At 73.1% G+C, this 25,243-nt stretch carries 28 protein-coding genes; 13 read left to right on the top strand and 15 right to left on the bottom strand.

The features are described from left to right. Positions 1-38: 38 nt before the first annotated feature. Positions 39-1,091 (bottom strand): ATP-dependent DNA ligase, encoded by a 1,053-nt coding sequence (locus ABZK10_RS13020; protein WP_353809724.1) that lies wholly within the window; start codon positions 1,089-1,091, stop codon positions 39-41. Between the two features lie 236 nt (positions 1,092-1,327). Between ABZK10_RS13020 and ABZK10_RS13025 the strand changes: the two genes are divergently transcribed. Together ABZK10_RS13025 and ABZK10_RS13030 are read left to right on the top strand one after the other, a co-directional pair. Further along, positions 1,328-2,257: an aggregation-promoting factor C-terminal-like domain-containing protein gene (locus ABZK10_RS13025; protein ID WP_353809725.1), complete on the top strand. Its 930-nt coding sequence runs from the start codon at positions 1,328-1,330 to the stop codon at positions 2,255-2,257. 72 nt (positions 2,258-2,329) lie between these two features. After that, positions 2,330-2,836, top strand: coding sequence for a nitroreductase family deazaflavin-dependent oxidoreductase (locus ABZK10_RS13030; RefSeq protein WP_353809726.1), 507 nt, complete (start codon positions 2,330-2,332; stop codon positions 2,834-2,836). A gap of 21 nt (positions 2,837-2,857) precedes the next feature. On the opposite strand, the gene ABZK10_RS13035 is transcribed toward ABZK10_RS13030, so the two are convergent. Further along, positions 2,858-4,387 carry a DUF2142 domain-containing protein gene (locus ABZK10_RS13035; protein ID WP_353809727.1) on the bottom strand — a complete coding sequence of 510 codons (1,530 nt, stop codon included), beginning with the start codon at positions 4,385-4,387 and terminating at the stop codon, positions 2,858-2,860. 120 nt (positions 4,388-4,507) lie between these two features. Here ABZK10_RS13035 and ABZK10_RS13040 point away from each other — a divergent pair, with 120 nt between their 5' ends. Further along, positions 4,508-5,221 (top strand): SOS response-associated peptidase, encoded by a 714-nt coding sequence (locus tag ABZK10_RS13040; protein ID WP_353809728.1) that lies wholly within the window; start codon positions 4,508-4,510, stop codon positions 5,219-5,221. 18 nt (positions 5,222-5,239) lie between these two features. Here ABZK10_RS13040 and ABZK10_RS13045 read toward each other — a convergent pair whose 3' ends face one another. After that, positions 5,240-5,920 (bottom strand): endonuclease/exonuclease/phosphatase family protein, encoded by a 681-nt coding sequence (locus tag ABZK10_RS13045; RefSeq protein ID WP_353810542.1) that lies wholly within the window; start codon positions 5,918-5,920, stop codon positions 5,240-5,242. A 115-nt stretch (positions 5,921-6,035) separates the two neighbouring features. Here ABZK10_RS13045 and ligD point away from each other — a divergent pair, with 115 nt between their 5' ends. Both ligD and ABZK10_RS13055 read left to right on the top strand, forming a co-directional pair. Further along, entirely contained in the window at positions 6,036-7,058 is a 1,023-nt protein-coding gene (ligD, locus tag ABZK10_RS13050; protein ID WP_353809729.1) for a non-homologous end-joining DNA ligase, read from the top strand. 115 nt (positions 7,059-7,173) lie between these two features. Further along, the gene (locus ABZK10_RS13055) at positions 7,174-7,989 is read left to right on the top strand and encodes an aggregation-promoting factor C-terminal-like domain-containing protein (RefSeq protein ID WP_353809731.1); all 816 of its coding nucleotides are present in this window, start codon (positions 7,174-7,176) and stop codon (positions 7,987-7,989) included. 13 nt (positions 7,990-8,002) lie between these two features. On the opposite strand, the gene ABZK10_RS13060 is transcribed toward ABZK10_RS13055, so the two are convergent. Beyond that, entirely contained in the window at positions 8,003-8,689 is a 687-nt protein-coding gene (locus ABZK10_RS13060; protein ID WP_353809732.1) for an NAD(P)H-hydrate epimerase, read from the bottom strand. A gap of 85 nt (positions 8,690-8,774) precedes the next feature. On the opposite strand from ABZK10_RS13060, the gene ABZK10_RS13065 reads away from it, so the two are divergent. Then, entirely contained in the window at positions 8,775-9,878 is a 1,104-nt protein-coding gene (locus ABZK10_RS13065; RefSeq protein WP_353809733.1) for a zinc-binding metallopeptidase family protein, read from the top strand. On the opposite strand, the gene ABZK10_RS13070 is transcribed toward ABZK10_RS13065, so the two are convergent. From ABZK10_RS13070 to idi, 10 genes are read right to left on the bottom strand one after another with little or no spacing between them, the layout of a single operon-like run. Beyond that, positions 9,855-10,148 carry a GNAT family N-acetyltransferase gene (locus ABZK10_RS13070; protein WP_353809734.1) on the bottom strand — a complete coding sequence of 98 codons (294 nt, stop codon included), beginning with the start codon at positions 10,146-10,148 and terminating at the stop codon, positions 9,855-9,857. The two genes, ABZK10_RS13065 and ABZK10_RS13070, sit on opposite strands and share 24 nt — an antisense overlap. Positions 10,149-10,186: 38 nt before the next feature. Beyond that, positions 10,187-11,185: an SDR family oxidoreductase gene (locus tag ABZK10_RS13075; RefSeq protein ID WP_353809736.1), complete on the bottom strand. Its 999-nt coding sequence runs from the start codon at positions 11,183-11,185 to the stop codon at positions 10,187-10,189. 52 nt (positions 11,186-11,237) lie between these two features. Beyond that, positions 11,238-11,609, bottom strand: coding sequence for an RNA-binding S4 domain-containing protein (locus ABZK10_RS13080; RefSeq protein WP_353809737.1), 372 nt, complete (start codon positions 11,607-11,609; stop codon positions 11,238-11,240). Positions 11,610-11,618: 9 nt separating this feature from the next. Then, the gene (locus ABZK10_RS13085) at positions 11,619-12,512 is read right to left on the bottom strand and encodes a prenyltransferase (RefSeq protein ID WP_353809738.1); all 894 of its coding nucleotides are present in this window, start codon (positions 12,510-12,512) and stop codon (positions 11,619-11,621) included. After that, positions 12,509-12,838, bottom strand: coding sequence for a lycopene cyclase domain-containing protein (locus ABZK10_RS13090; RefSeq protein ID WP_353809739.1), 330 nt, complete (start codon positions 12,836-12,838; stop codon positions 12,509-12,511). Before ABZK10_RS13090 ends, ABZK10_RS13085 begins: the two co-directional genes overlap by 4 nt. Beyond that, positions 12,835-13,164 carry a lycopene cyclase domain-containing protein gene (locus ABZK10_RS13095; protein WP_353809740.1) on the bottom strand — a complete coding sequence of 110 codons (330 nt, stop codon included), beginning with the start codon at positions 13,162-13,164 and terminating at the stop codon, positions 12,835-12,837. Before ABZK10_RS13095 ends, ABZK10_RS13090 begins: the two co-directional genes overlap by 4 nt. Further along, a complete protein-coding gene (gene crtI, locus ABZK10_RS13100) occupies positions 13,161-14,729 on the bottom strand; it encodes a phytoene desaturase family protein (RefSeq protein WP_353809741.1) in 1,569 nt (522 codons plus the stop codon). Before crtI ends, ABZK10_RS13095 begins: the two co-directional genes overlap by 4 nt. Beyond that, positions 14,726-15,616 (bottom strand): phytoene/squalene synthase family protein, encoded by an 891-nt coding sequence (locus ABZK10_RS13105; protein ID WP_353809742.1) that lies wholly within the window; start codon positions 15,614-15,616, stop codon positions 14,726-14,728. Before ABZK10_RS13105 ends, crtI begins: the two co-directional genes overlap by 4 nt. Next, positions 15,613-16,662: a polyprenyl synthetase family protein gene (locus ABZK10_RS13110; RefSeq protein WP_353809743.1), complete on the bottom strand. Its 1,050-nt coding sequence runs from the start codon at positions 16,660-16,662 to the stop codon at positions 15,613-15,615. Before ABZK10_RS13110 ends, ABZK10_RS13105 begins: the two co-directional genes overlap by 4 nt. Then, positions 16,655-17,194 (bottom strand): isopentenyl-diphosphate Delta-isomerase, encoded by a 540-nt coding sequence (gene idi, locus ABZK10_RS13115; protein WP_353809744.1) that lies wholly within the window; start codon positions 17,192-17,194, stop codon positions 16,655-16,657. The genes ABZK10_RS13110 and idi overlap by 8 nt, the downstream gene beginning before the upstream one ends. A gap of 66 nt (positions 17,195-17,260) precedes the next feature. Here idi and ABZK10_RS13120 point away from each other — a divergent pair, with 66 nt between their 5' ends. The 6 genes from ABZK10_RS13120 to ABZK10_RS13145 all read left to right on the top strand — a co-directional run bounded on the left by ABZK10_RS13120 (position 17,261) and on the right by ABZK10_RS13145 (position 20,842). Then, positions 17,261-17,812, top strand: a complete 552-nt coding sequence (locus tag ABZK10_RS13120) for a MarR family winged helix-turn-helix transcriptional regulator (RefSeq protein ID WP_353809745.1) — start codon at positions 17,261-17,263, stop codon at positions 17,810-17,812. A gap of 18 nt (positions 17,813-17,830) precedes the next feature. Then, a complete protein-coding gene (locus ABZK10_RS13125; RefSeq protein WP_353809746.1) occupies positions 17,831-18,295 on the top strand; it encodes an NUDIX domain-containing protein in 465 nt (154 codons plus the stop codon). A 60-nt stretch (positions 18,296-18,355) separates the two neighbouring features. Next, entirely contained in the window at positions 18,356-18,982 is a 627-nt protein-coding gene (locus ABZK10_RS13130; RefSeq protein ID WP_353809747.1) for a CDP-alcohol phosphatidyltransferase family protein, read from the top strand. A 17-nt stretch (positions 18,983-18,999) separates the two neighbouring features. After that, positions 19,000-19,482: an FHA domain-containing protein gene (locus ABZK10_RS13135; RefSeq protein WP_353810543.1), complete on the top strand. Its 483-nt coding sequence runs from the start codon at positions 19,000-19,002 to the stop codon at positions 19,480-19,482. Beyond that, positions 19,482-20,174 carry a transcriptional regulator FtsR gene (gene ftsR, locus ABZK10_RS13140; protein ID WP_353809748.1) on the top strand — a complete coding sequence of 231 codons (693 nt, stop codon included), beginning with the start codon at positions 19,482-19,484 and terminating at the stop codon, positions 20,172-20,174. The genes ABZK10_RS13135 and ftsR overlap by 1 nt, the downstream gene beginning before the upstream one ends. Positions 20,175-20,287: 113 nt before the next feature. Next, positions 20,288-20,842, top strand: a complete 555-nt coding sequence (locus tag ABZK10_RS13145; protein ID WP_353809749.1) for a MerR family transcriptional regulator — start codon at positions 20,288-20,290, stop codon at positions 20,840-20,842. A gap of 88 nt (positions 20,843-20,930) precedes the next feature. On the opposite strand, the gene ABZK10_RS13150 is transcribed toward ABZK10_RS13145, so the two are convergent. After that, a complete protein-coding gene (locus ABZK10_RS13150) occupies positions 20,931-21,743 on the bottom strand; it encodes a ParA family protein (RefSeq protein WP_353809750.1) in 813 nt (270 codons plus the stop codon). Positions 21,744-21,819: 76 nt separating this feature from the next. Between ABZK10_RS13150 and ABZK10_RS13155 the strand changes: the two genes are divergently transcribed. After that, entirely contained in the window at positions 21,820-25,224 is a 3,405-nt protein-coding gene (locus ABZK10_RS13155) for a pyruvate carboxylase (RefSeq protein ID WP_353809751.1), read from the top strand. Positions 25,225-25,243: the final 19 nt, after the last annotated feature.

A 25,243-nucleotide genomic window follows, 5' to 3' on the forward strand; every position in this document is an offset into this window, starting at 1 on the left:
AAGCGCACCGCGACGGATGCCCCGGGCGGCCGCGCCGCTCAGCGCGCCAGCACCTCGCTGAGGTCGTAGGCGGAGGGCACCTCGAGCTGGTCGAACCGGCACGACTCGGGCTCGCGGTCGGGCCGCCAGCGCAGGAACCGCACGGTGTGGCGGAAGCGCCACCCCTCCATCTGGTCGTAGCCGACCTCGAGCACGCGTTCGGGGCGGAGCGGTACGAACGACGTGTCCTTCCCCGACGAGAAGCGGCTGCGGTCCGTCGCGGCGGCCGACACGGCACCGTCGTCGTCGCGCACGACCAGCGGCTCCAGCTCGTCCACGAGTTCCCGCCGCTTCGCATCGGTGAAGGCCGACGAACCGCCGACCATGCGCAGCTCGCCGGTGTCGTCGTAGAGGCCGAGCAGCAGCGAACCGACGCCCGTGCCCGACCGGTGCACCCGGTAGCCGGCGAGCACCACGTCGGCGGTGCGCTTGTGCTTGATCTTCAGCATCGCCCGCTTGTTCGGCAGGTACGCGCCGTCGAGCGGCTTCGCCACCACGCCGTCGAGCCCGGCGCCCTCGAAGCGCTCGAGCCAGGTGCGTGCGAGGTCGGCATCGGTGGTGACCTGCGTGACGTGCACGGGCGGGGGAGCGTCGCCGAGAGCGGCCTCGAGCCGCGCGCGCCGCTCGCGGAACGGCAGGCCGACGAGCGACTCGTCGCCGAGCTCGAGCAGGTCGAACGCGACGAACGAGGCCGGGGTCTGGGCAGCGAGGCGCTGCACCCGGCTGTCGGCCGGGTGGATGCGCTGCCCGAGCGCCTCCCAGTCGAGGCGTTCGGAGCCGGCCGCGCCCGAGCGCACGACGATCTCGCCGTCGACGACGCAGCGCTCCGGCAGCAGCCGGGCGAACGCGTCGACGAGTTCGGGGAAGTACCGCGTGAGGGGCTTCGCCCCGCGGCTGCCGATCTCCACCTCGCCGTCGTGCACCCGCACGATGCCGCGGAAGCCGTCCCATTTCGGCTCGTAGGCGTACCCGCCGGCGACCGCGTCGGCGTCGGGGACCGACTCGACCGATTTCGCGAGCATCGGGGCGATGGATCCGGTTTCTGCGGCCATGTCGGCATTCTCGCAGTGCCCGTCCGACATCCGCAGCGTTCCGCATGACGATGCCGATCCGAGGGCATCGACGGATGCCTCGGGGCTCGGATCCACGACTGAATCGTCTCAGAATTGAGGTTTCTCCCAGATTCGGCTGGCAGAGTCCCCGACTTGTACGCCTGAATACCTCAATCGTTACCAAACCGAAACCGGCCCCACTGTGTACACAGACGGTTTCCCAACGCGAAGACAGTATGCAGAAACAGACCCACCTCAGTTCCCCCGACGCCACCCCCGAGACTCCGAACGCCACCGGCGCCCGCCGTGCCCGCTCACCCCGCTCGCGGAAGCTCCTGGTCGGCGCGACCGCGCTGGTCGCGGTCGGCGCGATGACCGGCACCGGGTTCATGGCGCAGTCCGTGGTCGCCGACCAGCAGGCGCGCATCGCCGCGACGACCTGGATGACCAACGCGGTCGGCCTCGACGCCGACCAGCACCCCGCCTACGACGCCGCGCTCGCATCGCGCGCGAACCTCGACGCCGAGGCGACCATCACGGTCGCCAAGCAGGCCATCGAGCAGGCCGACGGCTACGCCGACGCATCCGACCTCGAGGCATCCGTCGCCAGCCTGGAGTACTACGAGCTGCTCGCCCCCGAGCGCGTGTTCCTGCTCGTCGACCAGACGACCGAGCACGCCGATGACGTGACGGCCGAGACCAAGAAGGCCGTCGAGGCCGAGAAGAAGCGCAAGGCCGAGGAAGCCGCGAAGAAGGCCGCCGAGGAGGAGGCCGCGCGCAAGGCCGCCGAGGAGGCCGCCGCGGCCGAGGCCGCCGCCGCCGCACCCGCCGCACCGGCGATCCCGACCGCGCCCGCCAACCCGAGCGGCGCCCAGGCGATCGCACGCGACATGATGGCGTCCTCGTACGGCTGGGGCGACGACCAGTTCGGCTGCCTCGTGAGCCTCTGGAACAAGGAGTCGGGCTGGAACGTCTACGCCTCGAACCCCTACAGCGGCGCGTACGGCATCCCCCAGGCGCTGCCCGGCTCGAAGATGTCGACCGCCGGCGCCGACTGGCAGACCAACGCGGCCACGCAGATCCGCTGGGGCCTCGGCTACATCGCCGGCCGCTACGGCACGCCGTGCGGTGCGTGGAACCACTCGGTGTCGGTCGGCTGGTACTGACCCGACGCTGAACGAGCGGCCCGGCGGCACGATCCGCCGGGCCGTTCGTCGTCCGCCGATACGATCGGCGACATGCCGATCATCCGCGACACGCTCCGCACGATGATCGCGCCCGTCACGCGCACCCGCCTCTTCCGCCGGTGGGCTCCCGCGGCCCTCCCGCCGCTCGAGCGCGCGATCGCGTGGGCCACGCGCGGGCGCATCCAGGTGAGCGCGCTCCTCGTGCCGTCGCTCGTGCTGCACACCGTGGGTGCGCGCTCGGGGCTCCCGCGCGAGACCGTGCTCATGTACTGCCCCGACGGGAACGGCAGGGCGATCGTCGCGGGCAGCAACTTCGCACGCGGTCGGCATCCCGCGTGGACGGCGAACCTGCTGGCGCATCCCGATGCCGAGATCGACGTCCGCGGCACGCGCTTCGCCGTGCGGGCCACGCTCATCGGTGACGACGAGCGCGACGCGGTGTGGGCGCGCATCGAGCGCCAGTGGCCGGGGTACCGCGGCTACGAGCGCGAGTCCGGGCGCGTCGTGCGCCTGTTCCGGCTGCAGCCGGTCGCAGCCGTGCCTCCGCAGGCGGGCTGAGCCCGATCGGCTCGGCGCGGCTCAGGTGCGTGCGAGGACGGCCGGCGCCTCCGGTTCTCCCGCCTCCGGCAGCACCGCCGCCCGTCTGCCCGCGACGACGCCGAGCACGGCCCCGACGACGAGGAGCAGGGCGGATGCCGCCAGCAGCGCGGACCCGCCGGGCCACGCGGTCGCGACCGTGGCGGGCGTCGCCGGGGCCCAGAAGTGGGAGATGCCGTAGCCCACGCCCGCGACGACCGAGAGCGCCGCCGCGACCGGTGCGACGACCGCGATCCAGCGCGGCCGGGCGAGGGCCGCGGCCAGGAGCAGGGCGAGGGCGAGCACGCTCATGTGCAGGTAGCGACCCTGCGCCGCGCGGACGATGCCGTCGAGCAGCCACGCGCGCCCGCTGCCGAGGGCGAAGACGACCATCGGCAGGATCCAGGCGCCGTGCAGCACGACCAGCAGCATCGGCGAGGCGCGCAGCCGCCACGAGCCGAACACGAGTGCGGCGAGCACGGCCAGGCTGGCGGCGACGTGCAGCGCGTCGGGGAGCGGCGTCTCGAGCCAGCCGAGGTTCAGCCAGAGCGACGCGGACAGGTCGTGGAGGAACCGCGGCGCCCACTCGAGCAGTGCGTCCGCGTCGATCGGCGGCGTGGCCCGATCGCTGTTGCCGGTCGGCTGGATCGCCCCGAACACGACCAGGTTCCGCAGCCACCACGCCGTGCCGATCATCGCGATGCCCGCGGCGACGGCCATGCCGACCCACGCGGCGCGCCCGTGCCGGCGCAGCGCCGCGAGGTACGCGATCGGGCCGAGCGGAATGAGCGCGAGTGCGAAGCCCTTCGTGAGCAGGGCGAGCGACAGCGCGGCCCCGACCCCGAGCGCGGTGCGCACCCGGAGATCGCCGCCGACCACGCGCACGAGCAGCCAGAGGTACACGCTCGACGCGAGCGCCAGCAGCGTGCCGTTGTTCACGACGCCGCCGATGTGCACGAACTGCATCCAGGCGGCGGGGAGGAATGCACCGACCAGTTGCGCCGTCGGCGGCAGGCCCGCCGCGCGGGCCGATGCGGCGATGAGCCAGGGGATCGGCAGGAGCAGGAGCGCTGATGCCAGCCGCAGGACGAGCAGCATCGTGTGCACCGGGGCGTCGTCGAGGCCGAACGCCCACACCCATGCCGTCAGGTACGCCGAGTAGGCGGGCGGATGCTGCGTCATCTGGTCGAGGAGTCCGTCGTCGGCGTAGGGCCCGCCGCCGGCGCGCAGCGCGGCGGCGGACGGAGCCGACGCCGTCTCGAGCGCTCCGACCGGCCCGGCGGTCTCGAAGACGCTGGACGCGTCGGGGAACCCGAACCACTCGTACGACCCGCGCACGCCGTCGTCGAGTTCGGCCGTCGCGGGTGCGGGGTAGCCGCCGCCGGTGGCGAGGCGCAACGCGGTCGAGACGTGCTGCGGTTCGTCCGGGCCGCGGTAGCCGGGCGTCGTCAGGCTCCAGGCGAGCAGCGCACCCGCGAGCATCGCGGTCGCGGCGGCGACGCCGAGCAGCACGGCACCGGGTCGTCGCAACATGTCCTGGCTCCTTCGCGGCTCGACGTCGGTCGTCGGGATACGCGGCGGGCGCATCGCTGCGGTGAGGCTAGCGCACCGGTGTTGCGGGCAGGTGTCGGTGCCCGGGTGCAGACTGGGGGCATGTGCGGCCGATTCGCCATGGACGACGAGACCAACGACCTCATCGAGGCCTTCGTGCTCGACGGCAACGACTTCCGCGACTGGCAGGTCGCCTACTCGATCGCGCCCACCGACGTCGTGCCGATCATCCGCGAGCGGCAGGACCGCTCGACGGGCGAGGTGCGCCGCACGGTGGTACCCGCGGTCTGGGACTTCCACCCGTCGTTCCTGCGCGAGGCGAAGCGCCCGCAGTTCAACGCGCGCATCGAGACGGTCGCCACGAACGGCCTCTGGAAGGGCGCGTTCGCGTCGTCGCGCTGCATCGTGCCGATGCGGGGCTACTACGAGTGGACGGGCGCCCCGGGAAACAAGCAGGCCCACTTCCTGCACGGCGACGGGGTGCTCGCCGCCGCCGGCATCGCGACCGCGCGCAAGGTCGACGACGAGTGGCAGGTGTCGACGGCCATCATCACCCGGGCGGCGAAGGACGCCTCCGGCGAGGTGCACGACCGCATGCCGGCGTTCCTGCTCCCCGACGCGTACGACGAGTGGCTCGACGCGACGCCGCTCGACGAGGGCGGCCGGCGCGCGATGGTGGAGCGCCTCGGCGAGGTCTCCGACCGCGTGGCCACGACGATCTCGTCCTACGAGGTCGACCGGCGGGTGAACAACTCGCGCACGGTCGACCCGTCGGACCCGTCGCTGATCGAGCCGATCGAGCCGCTCGAGCCCTGATCGCCCGTGGCCGGCGTGTCAGCTCGCGTGCTGGTGCGCGTGCGCCGCGAGCCGGATGGGCCGGTGGTCGGATGCCCCGGCGGGCAGCACGTCCACCCGGTCGATCTGCACGCCGGTCGAGGTGACGAAGTCGAAGTAGCCCGAGAAGAAGCGGTAGCGGAAGTACGTGGGCTCGGTGCTCCGGAGCAGGTCGTAGCCGCTCGAGTTCAGGTGCCGCTCCAGGCCGTTGATGAACCACGGGTAGTTGAAGTCGCCGACCATGACCGCGGGGAGCTCGTGGCCGAGCGAGCGCATGCCCTCGTGCGCGGCCGCGATCTGCTTGCGGCGCAGGCTGTTCGACGCCGTGAGCGGGGCCGCGTGGAACGAGCCGACCAGCACGTCGTGGCCGAGCGCCTCGTCGTGCAGCCGCGCTGCGAGCAGGCGCTCGTGCGCGGGCGAGAGCACGCGATCGTGCAGCGAGCGGTTCACGCTGAACATCTTCGACTCGCGCACCGAGTACCGGTCGTCGCGGGCGTACACGGCGAGCCCGAGTCGGTTGGTGCGCGTCGCGTCGACGAGGCGCAGCTGGGCGACGCGCTCGGGGAGGTCGTCCGTGTCGCACTCCTGGAGGCACATCACGTCGACGTCGTTGTCCTCCGCCAGCTGCGTCAGCTCGCCGATCGCCGCGTGCTTGCGCAGGTTGTAGCTGATGATCCTCAGGTCGACCACCTCCGAGCCCAGCGTATCCGCGCCCGCCGGGCGTCGGGTGTGGCCCGGCTGGGTGTCTGCTGGACATCGGCCGACCGCCGTCGGGACCCGCCGCTACGCTGAGGCCATGGGCACGGATGCGGTGATGGTCGTGGTCCCCGGGCCGATCGGCGACCGGGAGGTGCGGGTCTCGAGTCCCGACCGCGTGATCTGGCCGGAGGCGGGCATCACCAAGCTCGACCTGGCGCACTACCTGGTCGAGGTGGGCGCGGCCTTCGTCGCGGCGAACGGCGATCGCCCGATCTCGTTGCAGCGGTTCCCCGGCGGGGTCGACGGCGAGCAGTTCTTCTCGAAGAACCCGCCGCGCGGCGCGCCCGACTACGTGCGGGCGGTGCCGGTGACCTACCCGAGCGGCCGGTCGCACCCGCAGCTCGTGGTCGACGAGCCGGCGGCCGCCGTCTGGGCGGCGCAGATGAACACCGTCGTGTTCCACCCGTGGGCGTCCCGTGCCGAGCACAGCGACGAGCCCGACCAGTTGCGCATCGACCTCGACCCGCAGCCCGGCACCGACTTCGACGACGCGGTGCCGGTCGCGCTCGCGCTGCGCGACGTGCTCGCCGAGGCGGGGCTCGCCGCGTTCGCCAAGACCTCGGGCAATCGCGGCATCCACGTCTTCGCCCCGATCCTGGCCGAGCACGAGTTCCTCGACGTGCGGCACGCGGTGATCGCGGTCTCCCGAGAGCTCGAGCGCCGCATGCCCGACCAGGTCACGACCGCCTGGTGGAAGGAGGAACGCGGGCAGCGCGTCTTCCTCGACTTCAACCAGGCCAACCGCGACCGCACCATGGCGGGCGCCTACAGCCCGCGTGCACTCCCGACCGCGACCGTCTCGTGCCCGGTCGGCTGGGAGGAGCTCGAGGGCGTCGACCCCGCGTCGTTCACCGTGCGCACCGTGCCCGAGCGGCTGCGGGAGGCGGGCGACCCGTGGGCCGACATGCACGACCACGCGGCGGGCATCGAGACCCTGCTCGAGTGGTGGCAGCGCGACCTCGACGACGGGCTCGGCGAACTGCCGTTCCCGCCGGAGTTCCCGAAGATGCCCGGCGAGCCGACGCGCGTGCAGCCGAGTCGCGCCCGCACGGCCGACTGACGGCACACACCGGTCGTTCAGGCGCAGCGGAGGAACCGCCCAGACTCGCCCCGCATACTGGCCGCTTCGCCCGGGCCGTCGATCCTTCCCCCAACCCCCCGGGCGTTCGCCACGTATGCAGCAGAAGACCACTCACGCCCCCGCACGCCACCGCCAGCCCGACCCCATCCGCACGTCGCGACCCCGTCGCGCGCGCACGCGCCTGATCGCCGCCACGCTCGCCGGCGCCGTCCTCGCCGCCGGCGGGGTCGCGCTCGGCGTCGACACCGCGCTCCGCGACCAGGCCCGCGCCGACACCCGCGCGCTGGCCGACTCCCGCGGCCTCGACGCGAGCCAGCTCGACGCCTACGACGCGATCGGCACCGCGCGCGTGCAGGCGGAGGCACGGGCCACCATCACGGTGGCCGAGGACCTCCTGGCCGACGCCGAGGGCAAGGTCGATGCGGGCGACCTCGAGGCGTCCGTCGCCTCCCTCGCCGACTACGAGCTCCTCGACGCCGACGAGGTCGCCGGCCTCACCCGCGAGACGCAGGCGCACGTCGCCGACACCGAGGACGCCGTCGCCGCGCACGAGCGGAAGGTCGCCGCCGAGCGTGCCGCCGCCGCGCTCGCGGCCGCGAACACGCCCGCCGGCGCCAAGGCGACCGCGCAGGAGCTGGCCGCCTCGCAGTACGGATGGGGCGCTGCGCAGTTCCAGTGCCTCGACTCGCTGTGGACCCGGGAGTCGGGCTGGAACTACCTGGCGGTCAACACCTCCAGCGGCGCGACGGGCATTCCGCAGGCCCTCCCCGGCAGCAAGATGGCCTCCGTCGGCTCGGACTGGGCGACCAACGCGACCACGCAGATCCGCTGGGGGCTCGGCTACATCGCCTCCGTCTACGGCACCCCGTGCGGCGCCTGGGCGAGCTCGGAGTCGCGCGGCTGGTACTGACCGGGCGACCGGCTCAGTCCGGCACGACGATCGCGGGCTCCACGCCGGCCAGCGCGTCGCCGATGCCGATGTCGACCACGAGCACCTCGCCGGCGTAGTCCGCTCCCGGCCGCCGGAGGAGCCCGGCCTTGCACGCGCCGAACGTGACGGTGACGTCGGCCGGCAGCACGGTCGGATCGGGCACCTCGCCCGTGTCGGGGTGGATGCCGCTCGGCAGGTCGACCGCCACCACGCGAGGCGGGTGCGCGGCCGCGAGACGGGCGCGTGCGAGCTCCACGACCGAACGGGCCGGCTCCCGGAGCGCGGGCGACGCGGCGCTGCCCGTGCCGAGGACGCCGTCGACGATCACGTCGGCCGACGCCAGCGCGGCCGCCACCTCCGGGCCGCGGTGGTCGAGCCGACGCGCCCCGGCTGCGAGCGCGGCGGCCGACCCGGCCTCGTGCAGGCGCGACCCCACGGGCACGATCGACACCGACGCCCCGCGTCGCGCCAGCTCGGCACCCGCGAACATCGCGTCGCCGCCGTTGTCACCCGACCCGACGACGAGCACGACCGCGGGCGTGCCGGTGCGGCCGGCGCCCGCGGCATCCGCCACCACCCGTGCGAGCGCGGCGGCGGCCCGCAGCATGAGCGGCTCGCCCGCAGCCAGGTGCGGGCGCTCCGCGGCACGCACCTGCTCGGCCGTGTACCCGGCGATCATGCGTCCAGTCTGCCGCCGAACCGCCCGGCGCGCATCGGTCGGCGCGCATCGGCCGTCCTCCGCCCGCGGCGCGGTACCGTGAGGCGTGCGCATCTTCGCGTGCCCGCGCTGCGGTCACATCGTCTACTTCGACAGCCTGGGCTGCCTCGAGTGCGGGGCCGACCTCGCCTACGCGCGGCACCGCCGCGAGATGGTCCTGCTCGCCGACGACGGCACCTTCCGCGACGATGCGGGTGCCTGGCGCAGGTGCCGCAACGAGACCTGGGGATGCAACTGGCTGGCCGTCGACGCCGACGAGCGCGCCGAGTGCTTCTCGTGCCTGCTCACCCGGCACCAGCCGGGGGAGGACGACGCGGAGCGCTTCGGCTGGCTCGTCGACACGACCCACGCCAAGCGCTGGCTGCTGTTCCAGCTCGACGAGCTCGGGCTGCCGATCACCAGTCACCGCGAGCAGCCCGACGGCGGGCTCGCGTTCGACCTCGACGCCTCCACCGACGACCGGCAGGTGATGATCGGGCACCTCAACGGCGTGATCACGATCGACCTGTCCGAGGCGCAGGACTCCCACCGCGAGGCGCTGCGCATCGAGCTCGGCGAGGCGTACCGCACGATGCTCGGCCACTTCCGGCACGAGATCGGCCACTACTACTGGCAGGTGCTCGTCGCGGCATCCGGCACCGAGCTGGAGGCGTTCCGACGCGAGTTCGGCGACGAGCGCGTCGACTACGGCCAGGCGCTCGACACGCACTACAGCGCCGGCGGACGCGACGACTGGGGCGCCGACTACATCTCGCGCTACGCGACGACGCACCCGTGGGAGGACTTCGCCGAGACCTTCGCGCACTACCTCCACATCACCGACACGCTGCAGTCGGCCGCCGCCTTCGGCCTGGCGATGGCGGGTCCGGGTGCGCAGTTCCCGGAGGCGTCCGACCTGGTGTCGCATCCGTCGATCGCGCCGGCGGATGCCACGATGCGGGGCATCCTCGCCGACTGGCAGCCGCTCGCACTCGCGCTGAACCAGGTCAACCGGTCGCTCGGCAAGCGCGACCTCTACCCGTTCGTGATCCCGGAGCGGGTGGTCGGCAAGCTCGGCTTCGTACACCGGCTGGTCGGGTCGGCCGCCCACGGCGCGAGCCGGTCCGCCGCGCGGCCGGACTCCGGGTCAGCCGGCGCGGCGGGCGAGTAGGCCGCTGCGCTCCGGGTTGCGGTCGAACCAGGACGCCGCGTACCAGCACGTCGGCACGATGCGCAGGTCGGTCTCGGACTCGACGTGGTCGACCGCCCACGCGACGATCTCGGCGGCGTGCCCGTTGCCGCGGAACGGCGGCGAGGTGAAGACCCGCGAGAACGAGATGGCGTCGCCGAGGCGGTGCGTGTCGATCACGCTCGCGAGGCGGCCGTCGATGCGCAGGGTGTAGCGCTCGGCGTCGGGCTCCCAGGCGAATTCGCGTTCCACCCGTCCACCCTACGTCGATCGCGGACCGACGGGGCCGTTCAGCGCCCCGCCGCGTCCGCGTGGGCGACCAGGCGGTCGAACGCGGCGTCGAGCTCGCGGTCCACGCGCTGCAGCTCCGGATGCGCGTCGTGGAACGCGACGACCTCGCGTGCGCCCTCCTGGTAGCGCACCGTGGTGCCGAACCCCGGGACCAGGGCGCGCAGCTTCGCGTTGTCGAACACCATCGAGTGCGCCTTGTCGCCCAGGAGCCCGGGGCCGGCGGGCGGATGCTCCCGGGCGATCGTCTCCGACGCCACGTGCACCAGTCGCGGCTCGACGCCCGCGGCGTCCGCGAGCCAGCCGTAGATCTGGTCCCAGGTGGGCGCCTCGCCGCCGGTCGCGTGGAACGCCTCGCCGATCGCGGCGTGGTGACCGAGCAGCCCGGCGATGCCGACCGCGACGTCGCGCGCGTGCGTGATGGTCCAGAGGCTCGTGCCGTCGCCGTGCACCACGACCGGCTTGCCGGCGCGCATGCGGGCGATGTCGGTCCAGTGACCCGTGGTGGGCAGCATCGTGCGGTCGTAGGTGTGCGACGGGCGCACGATCGTCGCCGGGAAGCCGCGGTCGCGGTAGGCGTGCACGAGCAGGTCCTCGCAGGCGATCTTGTCGCGCGAGTACTGCCAGAAGGGGTTGCGCAGCGGCGTCGACTCGGTGACGGGGAGCCGCTGCGGGGGCGTCTGGTACGCCGAGGCCGAGCTGATGAAGAGGTACTGGCCGACCCGGCCTTCGAACCGGGCGACGTCGGCGGCGACGTGCTCGGGCGTGAACGCGAGGAAGTCCGCGACCACGTCGAACTCGCGCGTGCCGATCGCGGCCTCGACCGCCGCCGGGTCGCGCACGTCGGCCTGCAGCGTCTCGACGCCGTCGGGCACCGGTCGCAACGACGTCGTGCCGCGGTTCAGCACGGCCACGTCGTGGCCCAACGCGAGGCTGCGTGCGACCACCGCCGAGCTGATCACGCCGGTGCCGCCGATGAACAGGATGCGCGTCGTCGCCATGTCGGCAGTCTCGCACGCGTGCGCCGCACGGGGCGAACCGACGACGGCCGCCTCAGCGCCCGCGCAGCCGGTCGAGGTCGCGCCGCTCGCGCTTGGTCGGCCGGCCCGCGCCGCGGTCGCGCACGGGCACCTGGGCCACCGCCTCGCGCGGCGGCGGCGGGGGAGTGAGATCGGTCACCGCCTCGGCGGCGACCGATGCCCCGACGCGCTTCGTGATCGGGCGGCGCACGACGAGCGTGCGGTCGAACCCGCGCACGCGCACGCGCAGCTCGTCGCCCGGTCGCACCGGCTGCGCCGCCTTCGCGCGCTCCCCGTTCACGCGCACGTGGCCCGCTCGGCACGCCGCCGTCGCCTCGGAACGGGTCTTGTACTGGCGCACCGCCCAGAGGAACGCGTCGACGCGGACGCTCGCGGCATCGGGCATGGCGACAGCCTACGCGCGCAGGAACGACCAGGCGATGAGCAGCATGGTCACGGCGAACCCGCTCCAGTAGTTCAGCCAGAGGAACATCCGCCAGCCCCGGTTCGAGCGCCCGGAGTCGGCGTCGGCCACCGATCGGTAGGGCCACGCGGCGAGCACGTAGGGCAGTGCGAGGATCGCCGCGAGCGGACCCGGCCACTCCGTGAGCAGCATGAGCAGCCCGGCGGCCAGCCACATCCCGATGGCGATGCGCACCGTCGCCCGCGCGCCGAAGACCGTCGCGATCGAGGCGATGTCCGCCTCCCGGTCGGGCGTGACGTCCTGCACTGCGCCGAACGCGTGGCTCGCCATGCCCCACAGGAAGAACGCGGCGAGCAGCGCGAGCAGCTGCGGGGTGAACACGGCGCCCGCCACGGCCAGCCCGTACACCGCGGGGCTCGTGAAGTGCGTGCTCGACGTGATCGAGTCGAGCACCGGCCGCTCCTTGAAGCGCAACGGCGGCATCGAGTACGCCAGCACCGCGAACAGGCTCACCGCGAGCACGAGCCACGACCACGGCGCATCCGTGCCCCCCAGCACCACCATGGCCACGACGAAGGGCACCGTCAGCACCGCGCACCAGGTGAGCACCGCGCGATGCGTCGACGGCGGCAGCAGCGCGCCCTCGGCGCCGCCCTTGCGCGGGTTGCGCAGGTCGGACTCGTAGTCGAACACGTCGTTCACGCCGTACATGAGCAGGTTGTACGGCACCAGGAAGAAGAGGGTGCCCACGACGAGCAGCGCATCCACGCGCCCCGTGGTCAGCACGTACGCGGCCGCGAACGGGAACGCGGTGTTCACCCAGCTCACGGGGCGGGATGCCACGAACAGGCGCGTCGCGAGCGGCATCGAGCCGGTCGTCGTCATGTGGTCTCCCGTCGTGGTCGGCGGCGCCGCGGGAGGAGCACCCACAGCGCGGGCAGCGCCAGGACGGCGGCCGCCGTGTACGCGAAGTCCTCGATCGGCGCGAGTCCGATCGTGACGCCCGAGCGCAGTTCCGGATCATAGGCCACGAGGCCGACGCCGATCATGATCGAGTCGAAGACGGCGGTGAGCGCGAGCAGCACGATCGCGGCGATGCCGACGGCCGCGAGGGCGCGACCGCGTCGCCCGGGGGCGGTGCGCACGAGCGCCCAGGTCGCGAGGCCCGCCGCGACCGCCAGGAAGGGGATGCACAGGAGCAGGTAGGTCACGACGCGCTCCCGACCCGATCGAGCACGCGCGCGGCGCCGCGCACCGCCACCAGGGTGAGGTGGCAGAGGAAGGTCAGGAAGAGCACTTCCTCGACCGGCAGCTCGGGGGCGATCAGGATGCCCGTCATGAACGCGGTCTCGCCGCGGAAGAACACCCCGAGGCCGATCCCGGCGACGTCCCACGCCAGGAACGCCGCGACCCCGATCGCGACGACCACGGCGGCACGCCACGGCTCCGCCCAGAACACCAGGCGGAATCGCGCGTCGATCGCGCACATCGCCGCCATCGACACGAGGAGGGCGCCGAGGTAGGCGAGCCCGGTCACACGTGCTCCGCCGCGGGCTCCGGCAGCGGCGACGCGCTGCGGTCGCCCCGCAGCCGCTTCGCGACGAGCTCGGCGCTGATCAGGCACATCGGCAGCCCGACACCCGGCACCGTGGTGCCGCCGGCGTAGTACAGCCCGCGCACCCTGCGCGACTTCGTCGAACCGCGGAACATCGCGCTCTGTCTGAGCACGTGGCCGGGGCCGAGCGCACCGCCGCGCCAGGCGTGCAGGTCGGCCTCGAAGTCGGCGGGGGAGATGGTGCGCCGCACGACGATGCGGTCGGCGAGGTCGGGGGCGCCCGCGGCCTCGGCGAGGCGTGCGATCGCGCGGTCCGCGGCCGCCTCGACCGCGGGCGCGCCCGCGCCGTCCACGCCGCCGTGCCCGAGTTCGGGGTCGGCCGGCACCGGGATGAGCACGAAGACGTTCGAGTCGCCCGCCGGCGCGACCGAGGCGTCCGTCGCACTCGGCATGCACGCGTAGAACGACGCCGGATCCGGCACGTGCGGCGCGTCGCCGAACACCGCGGCGAAGTTCGCGGGCCAGTCGTCGGTGAAGACGAGGTTGTGGTGGGTCAGCCCCGGCAGTTCGCCGCGCACGCCGAGGAGGGCGAGGATCGCGCCCGGTCCGGGGTCGCGCCTGCGCCACGACGACTCGGGCAGCGAGCGGTACCGCTCCGGGACGAGTTCGGTCTCGGTGTGGTGCAGGTCGGCGGCCGAGACGACGAGGTCGGCGTCGACCGTCTCGGGCGCGCCCGAGGCATCCGTCACCGTCACGCCCCGGGCCGCGCCCTCCGCGTCGACCACGATCGCGGTGGCGGGCGCGCCGGTGCGGATGCGCACGCCCGCACGCCGGGCGACGTCCGCGACCGCGTCGATCAGGGCCCGGAACCCGCCCATCGGGTACTGCACGCCCTGCTCGAGGTCGAGGTGGCTCATCAGGTGGTACATCGCGGGCACCTCGTACGGCGACCCGCCGAGGAACACCGCCGGGTACCCGAGCACCTGGCGCAGGCGCCGGTCGGAGACGGCGCGCGACGCGTGGGCGTCGAGCGATCGGGTGAGGAGCGTCGCGAGCGCCGGGGTGCGCGCGAGCACGGCACGGTCGGCGAACGGGCCGAGCGAGTCGAAGTTCGTGTAGAGGAACCGCTCGAGCGCGAGCTCGTACGTGTCGCGCGCGGAGTCGAGGTAGCGCTCCAGCGCTGCGCCCGCGCCGGGCTCGACCGACTCGAACAGGGCGACGTTGCCCGCGCGGTCGGCGGCGATGTCGAGCGGCCCCTCGTAGCCGTCGGCGAAGACGCGGTAGCCCGGGTCGAGCCGGGCGAGGTCGAGGCGGTTGCCGACCGACTCGCCGAACAGGCGGAAGAAGTGCTCGAACACCTCGGGCATCAGGTACCACGACGGCCCCGTGTCGAACCGGAACCCGTCGCGCTGCCAGGAACCCGCGCGACCGCCGACCTCGTCGCGCGCCTCGAGCAGCTCGACCTCGTGCCCGTCGCGCGCGAGCAGGGCGGCGACCGCGAGCCCGGCGATCCCGCCGCCGATGACGACGACCCGCCGCGGGCTCATCGCACCCCTCCCCGGGTCACGGCGGCGCGCACCGCGATGGCGAGCTTCTCGGCGTCGGGCACGCGCACGCGCGCCCGCAGGAGCTCGTCGGCGGGGGTGGCGCGCAGCCGGGTCGCCAGGCGCGCGAACAGCTCCTGGGCGGCCGCGACCGCCGAGCGCGCCCGGGGCGGCAGCTCGGCCACCGCGCGCCCGGAGATCGCGAGGTCGGCGTCGATGTCGTCCAGGATGGCGTCCTTCTCGGCCTCGGTGAACGCGTCGGGGTCGACCCACGGGAAGTAGTTGCGCCCGAGGTCGCGCCAGTCGGCGGCGAGGTCGCGCAGGAAGTTGACCTTCTGGAACGCCGCGCCGAGGTGGATCGCGCCGTCCTCCAGGCGCGCGAGCCGGTCCGGCGCCACCTGCTCCCCGGCGAGGAAGGCGCGCAGGCACATCAGCCCCACGACCTCGGCGGAGCCGTGGATGTAGGTCGCGACCTCGTCCGCCGTGAACGGCGACGGGTCCAGGTCGCGTCGCATCGAGGCGAAGAACGGCCGGGTGAGCGTGGCGTCGATGCCGGTGGCGCGCGCCGTGCGCGCGAAGGCGTGCACGATGACGTTGGTGCTGTACCCGGTGCGCATCGCCCGCTCGGTGTCCTCCTCGAGCGCGTCGAGCGCCGCGCGCTGCTCATCGACGGACAGGCCCGCCTCGGCCGCGGAGCCGTCGACGACCTCGTCGGCGATGCGCACGAGTGCGTAGACGACCCGGATGCGACGGCGGCACGTGGGCTCGAGCAGCCGCGCGGCCGCGCCGAACGAGGTGGAGTACCGGCCGATCACGACCGAGGCGCTCGCCTCCGCGGTCGCGTCGTACCGGGTGAGCGAGGTCGTCGTCGTGGCGTGCTCGCGCGTCATCGGATGCGCTCCACCGCGGTGCGCGCGAGGCCGGCGAGTTCGTCGCGCAGGGCGGCCGGGACGGGGGCGGAGTCGAGCTCGTGCAGCGCGAGCGTGACGTGCTCGCGCGCGATCCGGTTGGTCTGGTCGAGCGAGCCCGCCTGCACGAGCGCGCTCCGTACCGACGCTGCCTCGTCCTCGTCGAGGTCGGCCTTGCCGACGAGCGGGGAGATGACCGGCCATTCTCCCGTCGTCGTGGCGTGGGCGATGAGCGTCGTCTGCTTGCCCTCGCGCAGGTCGCTGAGCGTGCTCTTGCCGGTCGCCTGCTCGTCGCCGAACACGCCGAGCACGTCGTCGGCGAGCTGGAAGGCGATGCCGGCGAGCCGGCCGAACCGCCCGAGCGCCGCGACGGCGGCCTCGTCGGCGCCCGCGAGCACCGCGCCGGCCTGGAGGGGCGCCTGGAACGTGTACACCGCGGTCTTCTGCTCGAGCGTGGCGACGACGTCGTCGATGGAGAGCTGCTCGGCCTCGGCGTTCGTCACATCGGCGAGCTCGCCCGCGGCGGAGACGAACACGGCGTGGTCGAGCAGGTCGAGCACGCGCGTGCGGCGGTCGGGCGCGAGCTCGATCTCCGCGATCAGCCGATGGGCGGCCGCGAGCGCGAGGTCGCCGGCGAGCAGCGCGGCCGTCTCGCCCCAGAGTGCGGCGCGTGCGTCGTCGGCGCCGTGTGCGCGTGCGCGGTCGCGGAACGCGCCGGCGACGTTCGGTGCGCCACGACGGGTGAGGTCGCCGTCGATCACGTCGTCGTGGATGACGAACGCCGTGTGCAGGAGCTCGAAGGCCAGGCCGACGCGGCGCACGGCGATGCGCTCGGTGCCGCCGAGTCCGTCGTGCGCCAGCTGCACGAGGCGGGGCCGGATGCGCTTGCCGCCCGCGGAGGCCTGCTCCAAGGCGTCCCACAGCGCCCGGTAGTGGGGCCCGAGCCGCTCGGCGCGGGAGCGGGACTCGGCGAAGAAGCCGCGCAGGTCGGCTTCGAGCGGGTCCGTCGGAAGCGTCGGGTCAGGCACGGTAGAGGTCCAGTTCTCGGGCCTGCATGACGAGCCAGGGGCTGAACGCCCAGGGGGCCGCCGCGACGCCGGCGGCGAGCTCGGCGGGATCCACCCAGCGGTACTCCTCGACCTCGCGCGGATTCGGGTCGGGCTCGCCGTCGGTCGTGGCCAGGTAGACCGGGCAGATCTCGTTCTCGACCGTGCCCGAGGCGTCGACCGCGCGGTACCGGAAGAGGGGGAGCGCGAGCTCGATCGAGGAGAGCTCGAGGCCGAGTTCGAACTCGGCGCGCCGGCGCACGGCCGAGAGCAGCGGCTCGGAGGGCTTGGGGTGGCCGCAGAACGAGTTCGTCCAGACCCCGGGCCAGGTGGCCTTCGACACCGCGCGGCGCGTGACGAGCACCTCGCCGATGGGGTTGCGCACGTGGCAGGAGAAGGCCAGGTGCAGGGCGGTGTCGGGCCCGTGTGCGGCGGACTTGAGGGCGGTGCCGATCGGTTCCCCGGCCTCGTCCAGGAGCACCACCTCGTCGTCGACCGTGTCGTGGAGCGTCATGGGTCCTGGCCTCCCGTTCGAATTATCGCTAACCGAGTTAGCGATATTCACGCTAGCATGTCCATCGTGACGCAGGGAACACCCGGAGCGGAAGGGGACTCGTACTGGTACGAGCCCGCTCATGACCTCGAGGCAGGGGGCCTCGAGGTCCTCCGCGCGCTCCGGCGCTATCGCGATGCCGAGAACGGTATGCAGCGCCGCACGCGTGACGACATGGACATGAACGAGACCGACCTGCGTGCGCTGCGCATCGTGATCCGGGCCGAGCAGGAGCACCGCGACCTGTCGAGTGCCGAGCTGGCCCGCGCGCTCGACGTGAGCACCGCCGCGACGACCAAGCTCGTCGGGAGGCTCGTGCGCACCGGCTACCTGTCGAGGCGCCCGCACCCGGTCGACCGGCGGGTGCAGCTCATCCGCACCAAGGCGGGAGCGCACGTGCGCATCCGCGAGACGCTGGGGCGGATGCACCGGGAGATGCTCGCCGTGGCGAGCGAACTCGGGCCCGCGGAGCAGCGCGTCGTCGCCGGCTTCCTCGACCGCATGTCCGACCTCTACGACACCTCGCTGGTCGAACGCCCGCGGGTCGCGCGCCGGGCCGATGGGGCCGACGACGCCTGAATGCGCCAAGCTGGGAGCGTGGACGGACGCAGTGGGGACGCCTGGGTGTACGGACCGGACGGCGCCCGGTTCTGGGGGCGCTACGGTGCCGCGGGCCTGCTGCTGCACGACCGCGGACGCGGCGTGCTGCTCCAGCACCGTGCCGAGTGGAGCCACCACGGCGGCACCTGGGGCATCCCCGGCGGAGCGCGCCACGAGGGGGAGGGCCCCGTCGATGCCGCCGTGCGCGAGGCCGCGGAGGAGGCGGGCGTGCCCGCCGAGTCGGTCGCGGTGCGGTTCACCTCGGTCGTCGACCTCGGGTTCTGGTCGTACACGACGGTCGTCGCCGACGCGATCGGCCGCGTCGACCCCGTGATCAGCGACACCGAGAGCCTCGAGCTGGCGTGGGTCGCGCTCGGCAGCGTGGAGGCCCTGCCCCTGCACCCCGCCTTCGCGACCGCCTGGCCGGGTCTTCGCGACCGTCTCCTGCGCGACGCGCGCTGATCTCCCGGCGCGCGTCCGCCCCGTCGCATCCGCGCGGCCCCGCATGGATAGACTCGGGCCGTGGCTGGGGAGGGCGACCGAACGGACGCGTCACGCGTCTGGACGATTCCGAACGTGCTGAGCATGCTCCGGCTGGCCCTCGTGCCGGTGTTCCTCGTGCTGATCGTCGTCGGAATGGACGTCGCGGCGCTGGTCGTGCTCGTCGTGGCCAGCCTGACGGACCTGCTCGACGGCTACCTCGCCCGGCGACTGGGGCAGGTGACGCGCCTGGGGCAGCTGCTCGATCCGGCGGCCGACCGGCTGTACATCTTCGCGGCCCTGCTCGGGCTGGCCTTCCGCGACCTCGTGCCGTGGTGGATCGTGGCCGTGATCGTCGCCCGTGACCTCTGCATCGTGGTGCTCGGCATCGTGCTGGCGAACCACGGCTACGGCCCGCTCCCCGTGCACATGCTCGGCAAGGTGGCCACCTTCGCCCTCTTCTTCGGGCTCCCGGTGATCCTGCTGGGCATCGCATTCCCCGCGGTGAATGCAGTGAGCGCCCCGGTCGGCTGGGCCATCACGCTCTGGGGCGCGTTCCTGTACTGGTGGGCGGGCGTGATCTACGCGATCGAGACGGCCAGGGTGATCCGCATCCCGCGGGTGTCCGACGTCTCCGGATCCGATACGCTGGAAGACCAGGGAGGTTAGACGTGGCCGACAGTGACATGACCGAGTCCGGTACCCCGACGTCCGACGACGCCGGTGCGACGGGACGCGAAGCGGTCGACTCGACCATCGGATTCAGTCGAGAGGCGGCCGCGCAGCTCACGCAGGTCGACGCAGACGTCTCCGCCGAGGAGCAGGAGGCGATCGCGGCGCTGCCGTCCGGCTCCGCGCTGCTCATCGTGCGACGCGGCCCGAACGCCGGGGCGCGCTTCCTCCTCGACGCCGACGTCACCACGGTCGGGCGCCACCCCGACGCGGACATCTTCCTCGACGACGTGACGGTCTCCCGCAAGCACGCGGAGTTCCTCCGCCACCGCACCGCGTTCGAGGTGAAGGACCTCGGTTCCCTGAACGGGACCTACTTCGACGGCGTGCGCATCGAGACCGCGCTCCTGAGCGACGGCGCCGAGGTGCAGGTCGGCAAGTACCGGCTCACCTTCTACGCATCGCGACTCGACCTGGCGCCCGTGGCGAGTCGGTAGTGGCGCGGGCGGCCGCATCCACTCGCACGGACGGCGACGCCCTGCTGGGCATCGGCCAGGTGCTCTCGCGCCTGACGCCGGAGTTCCCCGAGCTCACCCCGTCGAAGCTGCGCTTCCTCGAGGAGCAGGGACTCATCACGCCCGCGAGGTCGGAGTCCGGGTACCGGAAGTTCTGCGCGGACGACATCGAGCGCATCACGCTCATCCTGTCGATGCAGCGCGACCACTACCTGCCGCTCAAGGTCATCCGCGGCTACCTGGACGACCGTGACGCCGGGCGCGAGCCGACGCTGCCGGTGCCCGACGGGCTTCCCAGCATCCTCGACCGCTCCCGTCGCCTCGGACGCGACGAGCTGATCCGCGAGGCCGAGGCGACGCCGGCGCTGCTCGACGAGGCGGTCGCCGCGTCGCTGCTGCCGGCGTCCTCCACGTACGGCGAGGACGCGCTCGCCGTCCTGCGCTCGCTGGCCGAGCTGTGCACCGTGGGCATCGAGCCGCGCCACCTCCGGGGCCTGCGCTCCGCGGCGGAGCGCGAGACCGTGCTGATCCAGAACGCGGTCGAGCCGATCAGCCGCCGTGGCGCCGCATCGAGCCGCGCGGGCGCCTCCGAGCGTGCGCTGGAGATCGCCGGGCACCTCGAATCGGTGCGCTCGAGCCTCATCCGCTCGGCCATCGCACGGCAGTACCGGTGATCGGCGCGACACGCCGAGACGTTCGGTCCGATGTGATTGATCGACCCCCACGCGATGGGTAGCGTTGGGCGTGCGCCCGAGCGGCGTGCGGCAGAGGAACGAGGGGCGGTCGTATGAGCGAACTCAGCCGGGGCGACGAGGCGCGGTACGATCTCGGACTGCTCTTCACCGACGGCATGCCGGAGCTCGAGGACGACGGCGGCTACCGCGGAGCCGTGGCGGCCCGGGCGGCCGGCATCAGCTACCGCCAACTCGACTACTGGGCCCGCACCGAGCTGGTCCAGCCGACCGTGCGCGGCGCCTCGGGGTCGGGCACCCAGCGCCTCTACGGCTTCCGCGACATCCTGGTCCTGAAGCTGGTCAAGCGACTGCTCGACACCGGCATCTCGCTCCAGCAGATCCGCACCGCCGTGCAGCAGCTGCGCGAGGCGGGCGTGCACGACCTGGCGCAGACCACGCTCATGAGCGACGGCGCGAGCGTCTACCTCTGCACCTCCGACGACGAGGTCATCGACCTCGTCAGCCGCGGGCAGGGCGTCTTCGGCATCGCCGTCGGCAAGGTGCTCCGCGAGGTCGAGACCACGCTGGTCGACCTCGACACGAGCCCGGCCGACCCGCTCGACGAGCTCGCCGTCCGGCGCGCGACGCGCGAGCGTCGCATCTCCTGACGCGCGCGGCGCACGCGCCGTCGTCGGCGGTGGTGCGGGGCGGATGTCTCGCAGGGGACGCCGCTCCGGGCATCCGGCCGGTTCGGCCCTAGCGGGGCAGTTCGGCGTAGTCGCCGATGCGCGCGGTGCGCAGCACGCGGTCGAGCAGCTGGTCGAAGTGCGCGGCCATCTCCTCGGCGCTCTCGCCGGGCCACATGTGCAGCGGCTTCGCCGCGCCCTGGGCCTGCTGCAGCGAGGTGCGCTCGGGCAGCTGCGGGGAGAGCACGAGCGGCCCGAACATGTCGCGCAGCTCCTTGATGCGGAACTGGTGCTCGAGCGACTGCACGCGCGTGCGGTTGACGATGATGCCGAGTGGCTGCAGCCGGGGGGAGAGGCCGCGACGGATCTCCTCGATCGCGCGCAGGGCGCGGTCGGCGGCCGCCACCGAGAACAGCCCGGGCTCGGTGACCACGCCGACGCGGTCGCTCGCCGCCCAGGCGGTGCGCGTGAGCGCGTTGAGCGACGGCGCGCAGTCGATCAGCACGAGGTCGTAGTCGCGCTCGACGTTGGCGAGCGCCTCCTCGAGCTTCCAGATGTCGCGGATCGACGGATGCGGTCCGTCGAAGTTGATCGCCGACGGGCTGCCGATCATCACGTCGATGGTCGAGGCGGGGTTCGACTTGGCCCACCCGCTGGGCGCGATCGCCGACCGGACGATCTTCTCCTTGGGGGAGGCGAGCACGTCGGCGACGTTGAGGTGGCCGCTCGTCTGGATGTCCATGCCGGTCGAGACATCCGACTGCGGGTCGAGGTCGACGACCAGCGTGCTCACGCCGCGAGCGAACGCGGCGGAGGCAAGGCCCAGCGTGACGGTGGTCTTTCCCACGCCCCCCTTGAGGGAGCTGACGCTGAGTACGTGCACGAGCGATACGTTACCGTTAGGACCACTCGAGAACCTAAACGTTCGCTGTGTCGCGAACCCCGGTCGAAAGGCGTGCATGTTCACGAAGATCTTGGTGGCCAACCGTGGCGAGATCGCGATCCGGGCGTTCCGGGCCGCGTACGAGCTCGGGGCCAAGACCGTCGCGGTGTTCCCCTACGAGGATCGCAATTCCCTGCATCGCCTGAAGGCCGACGAGGCCTACCAGATCGGCGAGCCGGGGCACCCGGTCCGGGCGTACCTGGACGTGTCCGAGATCATCCGCGTCGCCGTCGAATCGGGCGCCGACGCCATCTACCCGGGGTACGGGTTCCTCTCCGAGAACCCCGAGCTGGCGCAGGCCGCCGAGGACGCCGGCATCACCTTCATCGGCCCCGGCCGCTCGGTGCTGGAGATGGCGGGCAACAAGGTCACGGCCAAGGAGCACGCGATCGCCGCGGGCGTGCCCGTGCTCGCCTCGACCGCGCCGTCGCGCGACGTCGACGAGCTCGTCGCGGGCGCCGAGCAGATCGGCTTCCCGGTCTTCGCGAAGGCGGTCGCCGGCGGCGGCGGCCGCGGCATGCGCCGGGTCGACGCGCCCGAGGAGCTCCGCGCGGCGCTCGAGGAGGCCATGCGCGAGGCCGACAGCGCGTTCGGCGATCCCACGATGTTCATCGAGCAGGCGGTGCTGCGGCCCCGCCACATCGAGGTGCAGGTGCTGGCGGATGCCGGCGGCGAGACCGTGCACCTGTTCGAGCGCGACTGCTCCGTGCAGCGCCGCCACCAGAAGGTCATCGAGATCGCGCCCGCACCGAACCTGTCCGACGAGATCCGCCAGCGGCTCTACGCCGACGCGATCGCGTTCGCGAAGTCGATCGGGTACGTCAACGCGGGCACCGTCGAGTTCCTCCTCGACACGGCGGGCGAGCGCGCCGGCCAGCACGTCTTCATCGAGATGAACCCGCGCATCCAGGTCGAGCACACCGTGACCGAGGAGGTCACCGACGTCGACCTCGTGGTCTCGCAGATGCGCATCGCCGCGGGGGAGCGCCTCGCCCAGCTCGGCCTCTCGCAGGACTCCATCCGGCTGCGCGGCGCCGCCCTGCAGTGCCGCATCACGACCGAGGACCCGACCGCCGGGTTCCGGCCCGACACCGGCAAGATCACGACCTACCGCTCGCCCGGCGGCGCCGGGATCCGCCTCGACGGCGGCACGATCAACCCGGGGGCGCAGATCAGCCCCCACTTCGACTCGATGCTCGCGAAGCTGAGCTGCCGCGGGCGCGACTACCCGGCGGCCGTCGCCCGCGCGAAGCGCGCGCTGGCCGAGTTCCGCATCCGCGGCGTCTCGACGAACATCCCCTTCCTCCAGGCGGTGCTCGACGACCCCTCGTTCGTCGCGGGCGACCTCAGCACCTCCTTCATCGACGAACGTCCGCAGCTGCTGCGCGGGCGCGTCTCGAAGGACCGCGGCACCAAGATCATGAACTGGCTCGCCGACGTCACGGTGAACCAGCCGAACGGCGCGGCGCCGACCCTCGTCGCCCCGGCGGAGAAGCTGCCGGAGATCGACCTGCAGCAGGAGCCGGTCGCCGGTTCGCGCCAGCGGCTGCTCGAACTCGGCCCGGCCGGGTTCGCGTCGGCGCTGCGGGCGCAGACGGCGCTGGCGGTCACCGAGACGACCTTCCGCGACGCGCACCAGTCGCTCCTCGCGACGCGCGTGCGCACGAAGGACCTGGTGGCGGTGGCGCCCTACGTCGCCCGCATGACCCCGGAGCTGCTCTCCGTCGAGGCCTGGGGCGGCGCCACCTACGACGTCGCGCTCCGGTTCCTCGGCGAGGACCCGTGGGAGCGGCTGGCCGCGCTCCGCGAGGCGCTGCCGAACGTCGCCATCCAGATGCTCCTGCGAGGTCGCAACACCGTCGGCTACACGCCGTACCCGACCGCGGTCACCGACGCGTTCGTGCACGAGGCCGCGGCGACGGGCGTCGACATCTTCCGCATCTTCGACGCCCTGAACGACGTCTCCCAGATGCGTCCCGCGATCGACGCGGTGCTCGCCACGGGCAGCTCGGTCGCCGAGGTCGCGCTCTGCTACACGGCCGACCTGCTCGACCCGGCGGAGACGCTGTACACGCTCGACTACTACCTCGGCCTGGCCGACGAGATCGTCGAGGCCGGCGCGCACGTGCTCGCCATCAAGGACATGGCGGGCCTGCTCCGCCCGGCGGCGGCCGAGCGCCTCGTCGGCGCACTCCGGGAGCGGTTCGACCTGCCGGTGCACGTGCACACGCACGACACCGCGGGCGGCCAGCTCGCGACGCTGCTCGCGGCGAGCCGCGCCGGCGCGGACGCGGTCGACGTGGCCAGCGCGCCCATGGCGGGCACCACCAGCCAGCCCTCCGCCTCCGCGCTCGTGGCGGCGCTCGCCCACACCGAGCGCGACACCGGCATCTCGCTGCGGGCCATCTCCGACCTCGAGCCCTACTGGGAGGCGGTGCGCCGCGTCTACTCGCCGTTCGAGTCCGGCCTGCCCGGACCCACCGGCCGCGTCTACCGGCACGAGATCCCGGGCGGCCAGCTGTCGAACCTGCGCCAGCAGGCGATCGCGCTCGGCCTCGCCGACGACTTCGAGCTGATCGAGGACATGTACGCGGCCGCGAACGAGATCCTCGGCCGCGTGCCGAAGGTCACGCCCTCGTCGAAGGTGGTCGGCGACCTCGCTCTGCACCTGGCTGCGGTGAAGGCCGACCCGGCCGACTTCGAGGCGAACCCCGAGCGCTACGACATCCCCGACTCGGTGGTCGGCTTCATGGCGGGCGAGCTGGGCGACCTGCCCGGCGGATGGCCGGAGCCGTTCCGGAGCAAGGTGCTCGCCGGGCGCGACGTGCGCATCGGCGTCGCGGAGCTCACCGACGAGGAGCGTGCCGCGCTCGACGCGGGCGGCGACGAACGGCGCGCCATGCTGAACCAGCTGCTCTTCCCGGCGCCGACGCGCCAGTTCGAGCAGATCCGCGAGCTGTTCGGCGACCTGTCCGTCGTCGACACGCTCGACTACCTGTACGGGCTCCAGCCCGGCAGCGAGCACATGATCGAGATGGAGCGCGGCGTGCGGCTGTACGCGGGCCTCGAGGCGATCGGCGAGGTCGACGAGAAGGGCATGCGCACCGTCATGACCACGCTCAACGGCCAGCTGCGCCCGGTGTTCGTGCGCGACCGCAGCGTGGTCGTGGAGACGCGTGCGGCGGAGAAGGCGGATGCCTCGCAGCCCGGCCACATCGCCGCGCCGTTCTCCGGCGTGGTGACGCTGCAGGTCGAGGAGGGGGCCGAGGTGGCCCCGGGCCAGGCGGTGGCTTCGATCGAGGCGATGAAGATGGAGGCCGGCATCACCTCTCCGGTCGCCGGCGTCGTCGAGCGCCTCGCCGTGCCGCGCACGCAGCAGGTGGAGGCCGGCGACCTCATCGTCGTCGTGCGACCACGATAGGCTGAGCCGAAGACCACGG

Origin of the sequence: Agromyces sp. SYSU T00194 (genome assembly GCF_040496035.1) — a bacterium.
Lineage (GTDB): Bacteria > Actinomycetota > Actinomycetes > Actinomycetales > Microbacteriaceae > Agromyces > Agromyces chitinivorans.

Coding starts and splice junctions, on each gene's coding strand:
- ABZK10_RS13020 (WP_353809724.1), bottom strand. CDS start 1,091: ATGGCCGCAGAAACCGGATCCATCGCCCCGATGCTCGCGAAATCGGTC.
- ABZK10_RS13025 (WP_353809725.1), top strand. CDS start 1,328: ATGCAGAAACAGACCCACCTCAGTTCCCCCGACGCCACCCCCGAGACT.
- ABZK10_RS13030 (WP_353809726.1), top strand. CDS start 2,330: ATGCCGATCATCCGCGACACGCTCCGCACGATGATCGCGCCCGTCACG.
- ABZK10_RS13035 (WP_353809727.1), bottom strand. CDS start 4,387: ATGTTGCGACGACCCGGTGCCGTGCTGCTCGGCGTCGCCGCCGCGACC.
- ABZK10_RS13040 (WP_353809728.1), top strand. CDS start 4,508: ATGTGCGGCCGATTCGCCATGGACGACGAGACCAACGACCTCATCGAG.
- ligD (WP_353809729.1), top strand. CDS start 6,036: ATGGGCACGGATGCGGTGATGGTCGTGGTCCCCGGGCCGATCGGCGAC.
- ABZK10_RS13055 (WP_353809731.1), top strand. CDS start 7,174: ATGCAGCAGAAGACCACTCACGCCCCCGCACGCCACCGCCAGCCCGAC.
- ABZK10_RS13060 (WP_353809732.1), bottom strand. CDS start 8,689: ATGATCGCCGGGTACACGGCCGAGCAGGTGCGTGCCGCGGAGCGCCCG.
- ABZK10_RS13075 (WP_353809736.1), bottom strand. CDS start 11,185: ATGGCGACGACGCGCATCCTGTTCATCGGCGGCACCGGCGTGATCAGC.
- ABZK10_RS13080 (WP_353809737.1), bottom strand. CDS start 11,609: ATGCCCGATGCCGCGAGCGTCCGCGTCGACGCGTTCCTCTGGGCGGTG.
- ABZK10_RS13085 (WP_353809738.1), bottom strand. CDS start 12,512: ATGACGACGACCGGCTCGATGCCGCTCGCGACGCGCCTGTTCGTGGCA.
- crtI (WP_353809741.1), bottom strand. CDS start 14,729: ATGAGCCCGCGGCGGGTCGTCGTCATCGGCGGCGGGATCGCCGGGCTC.
- ABZK10_RS13105 (WP_353809742.1), bottom strand. CDS start 15,616: ATGACGCGCGAGCACGCCACGACGACGACCTCGCTCACCCGGTACGAC.
- idi (WP_353809744.1), bottom strand. CDS start 17,194: ATGACGCTCCACGACACGGTCGACGACGAGGTGGTGCTCCTGGACGAG.
- ABZK10_RS13135 (WP_353810543.1), top strand. CDS start 19,000: ATGACCGAGTCCGGTACCCCGACGTCCGACGACGCCGGTGCGACGGGA.
- ABZK10_RS13145 (WP_353809749.1), top strand. CDS start 20,288: ATGAGCGAACTCAGCCGGGGCGACGAGGCGCGGTACGATCTCGGACTG.
- ABZK10_RS13155 (WP_353809751.1), top strand. CDS start 21,820: ATGTTCACGAAGATCTTGGTGGCCAACCGTGGCGAGATCGCGATCCGG.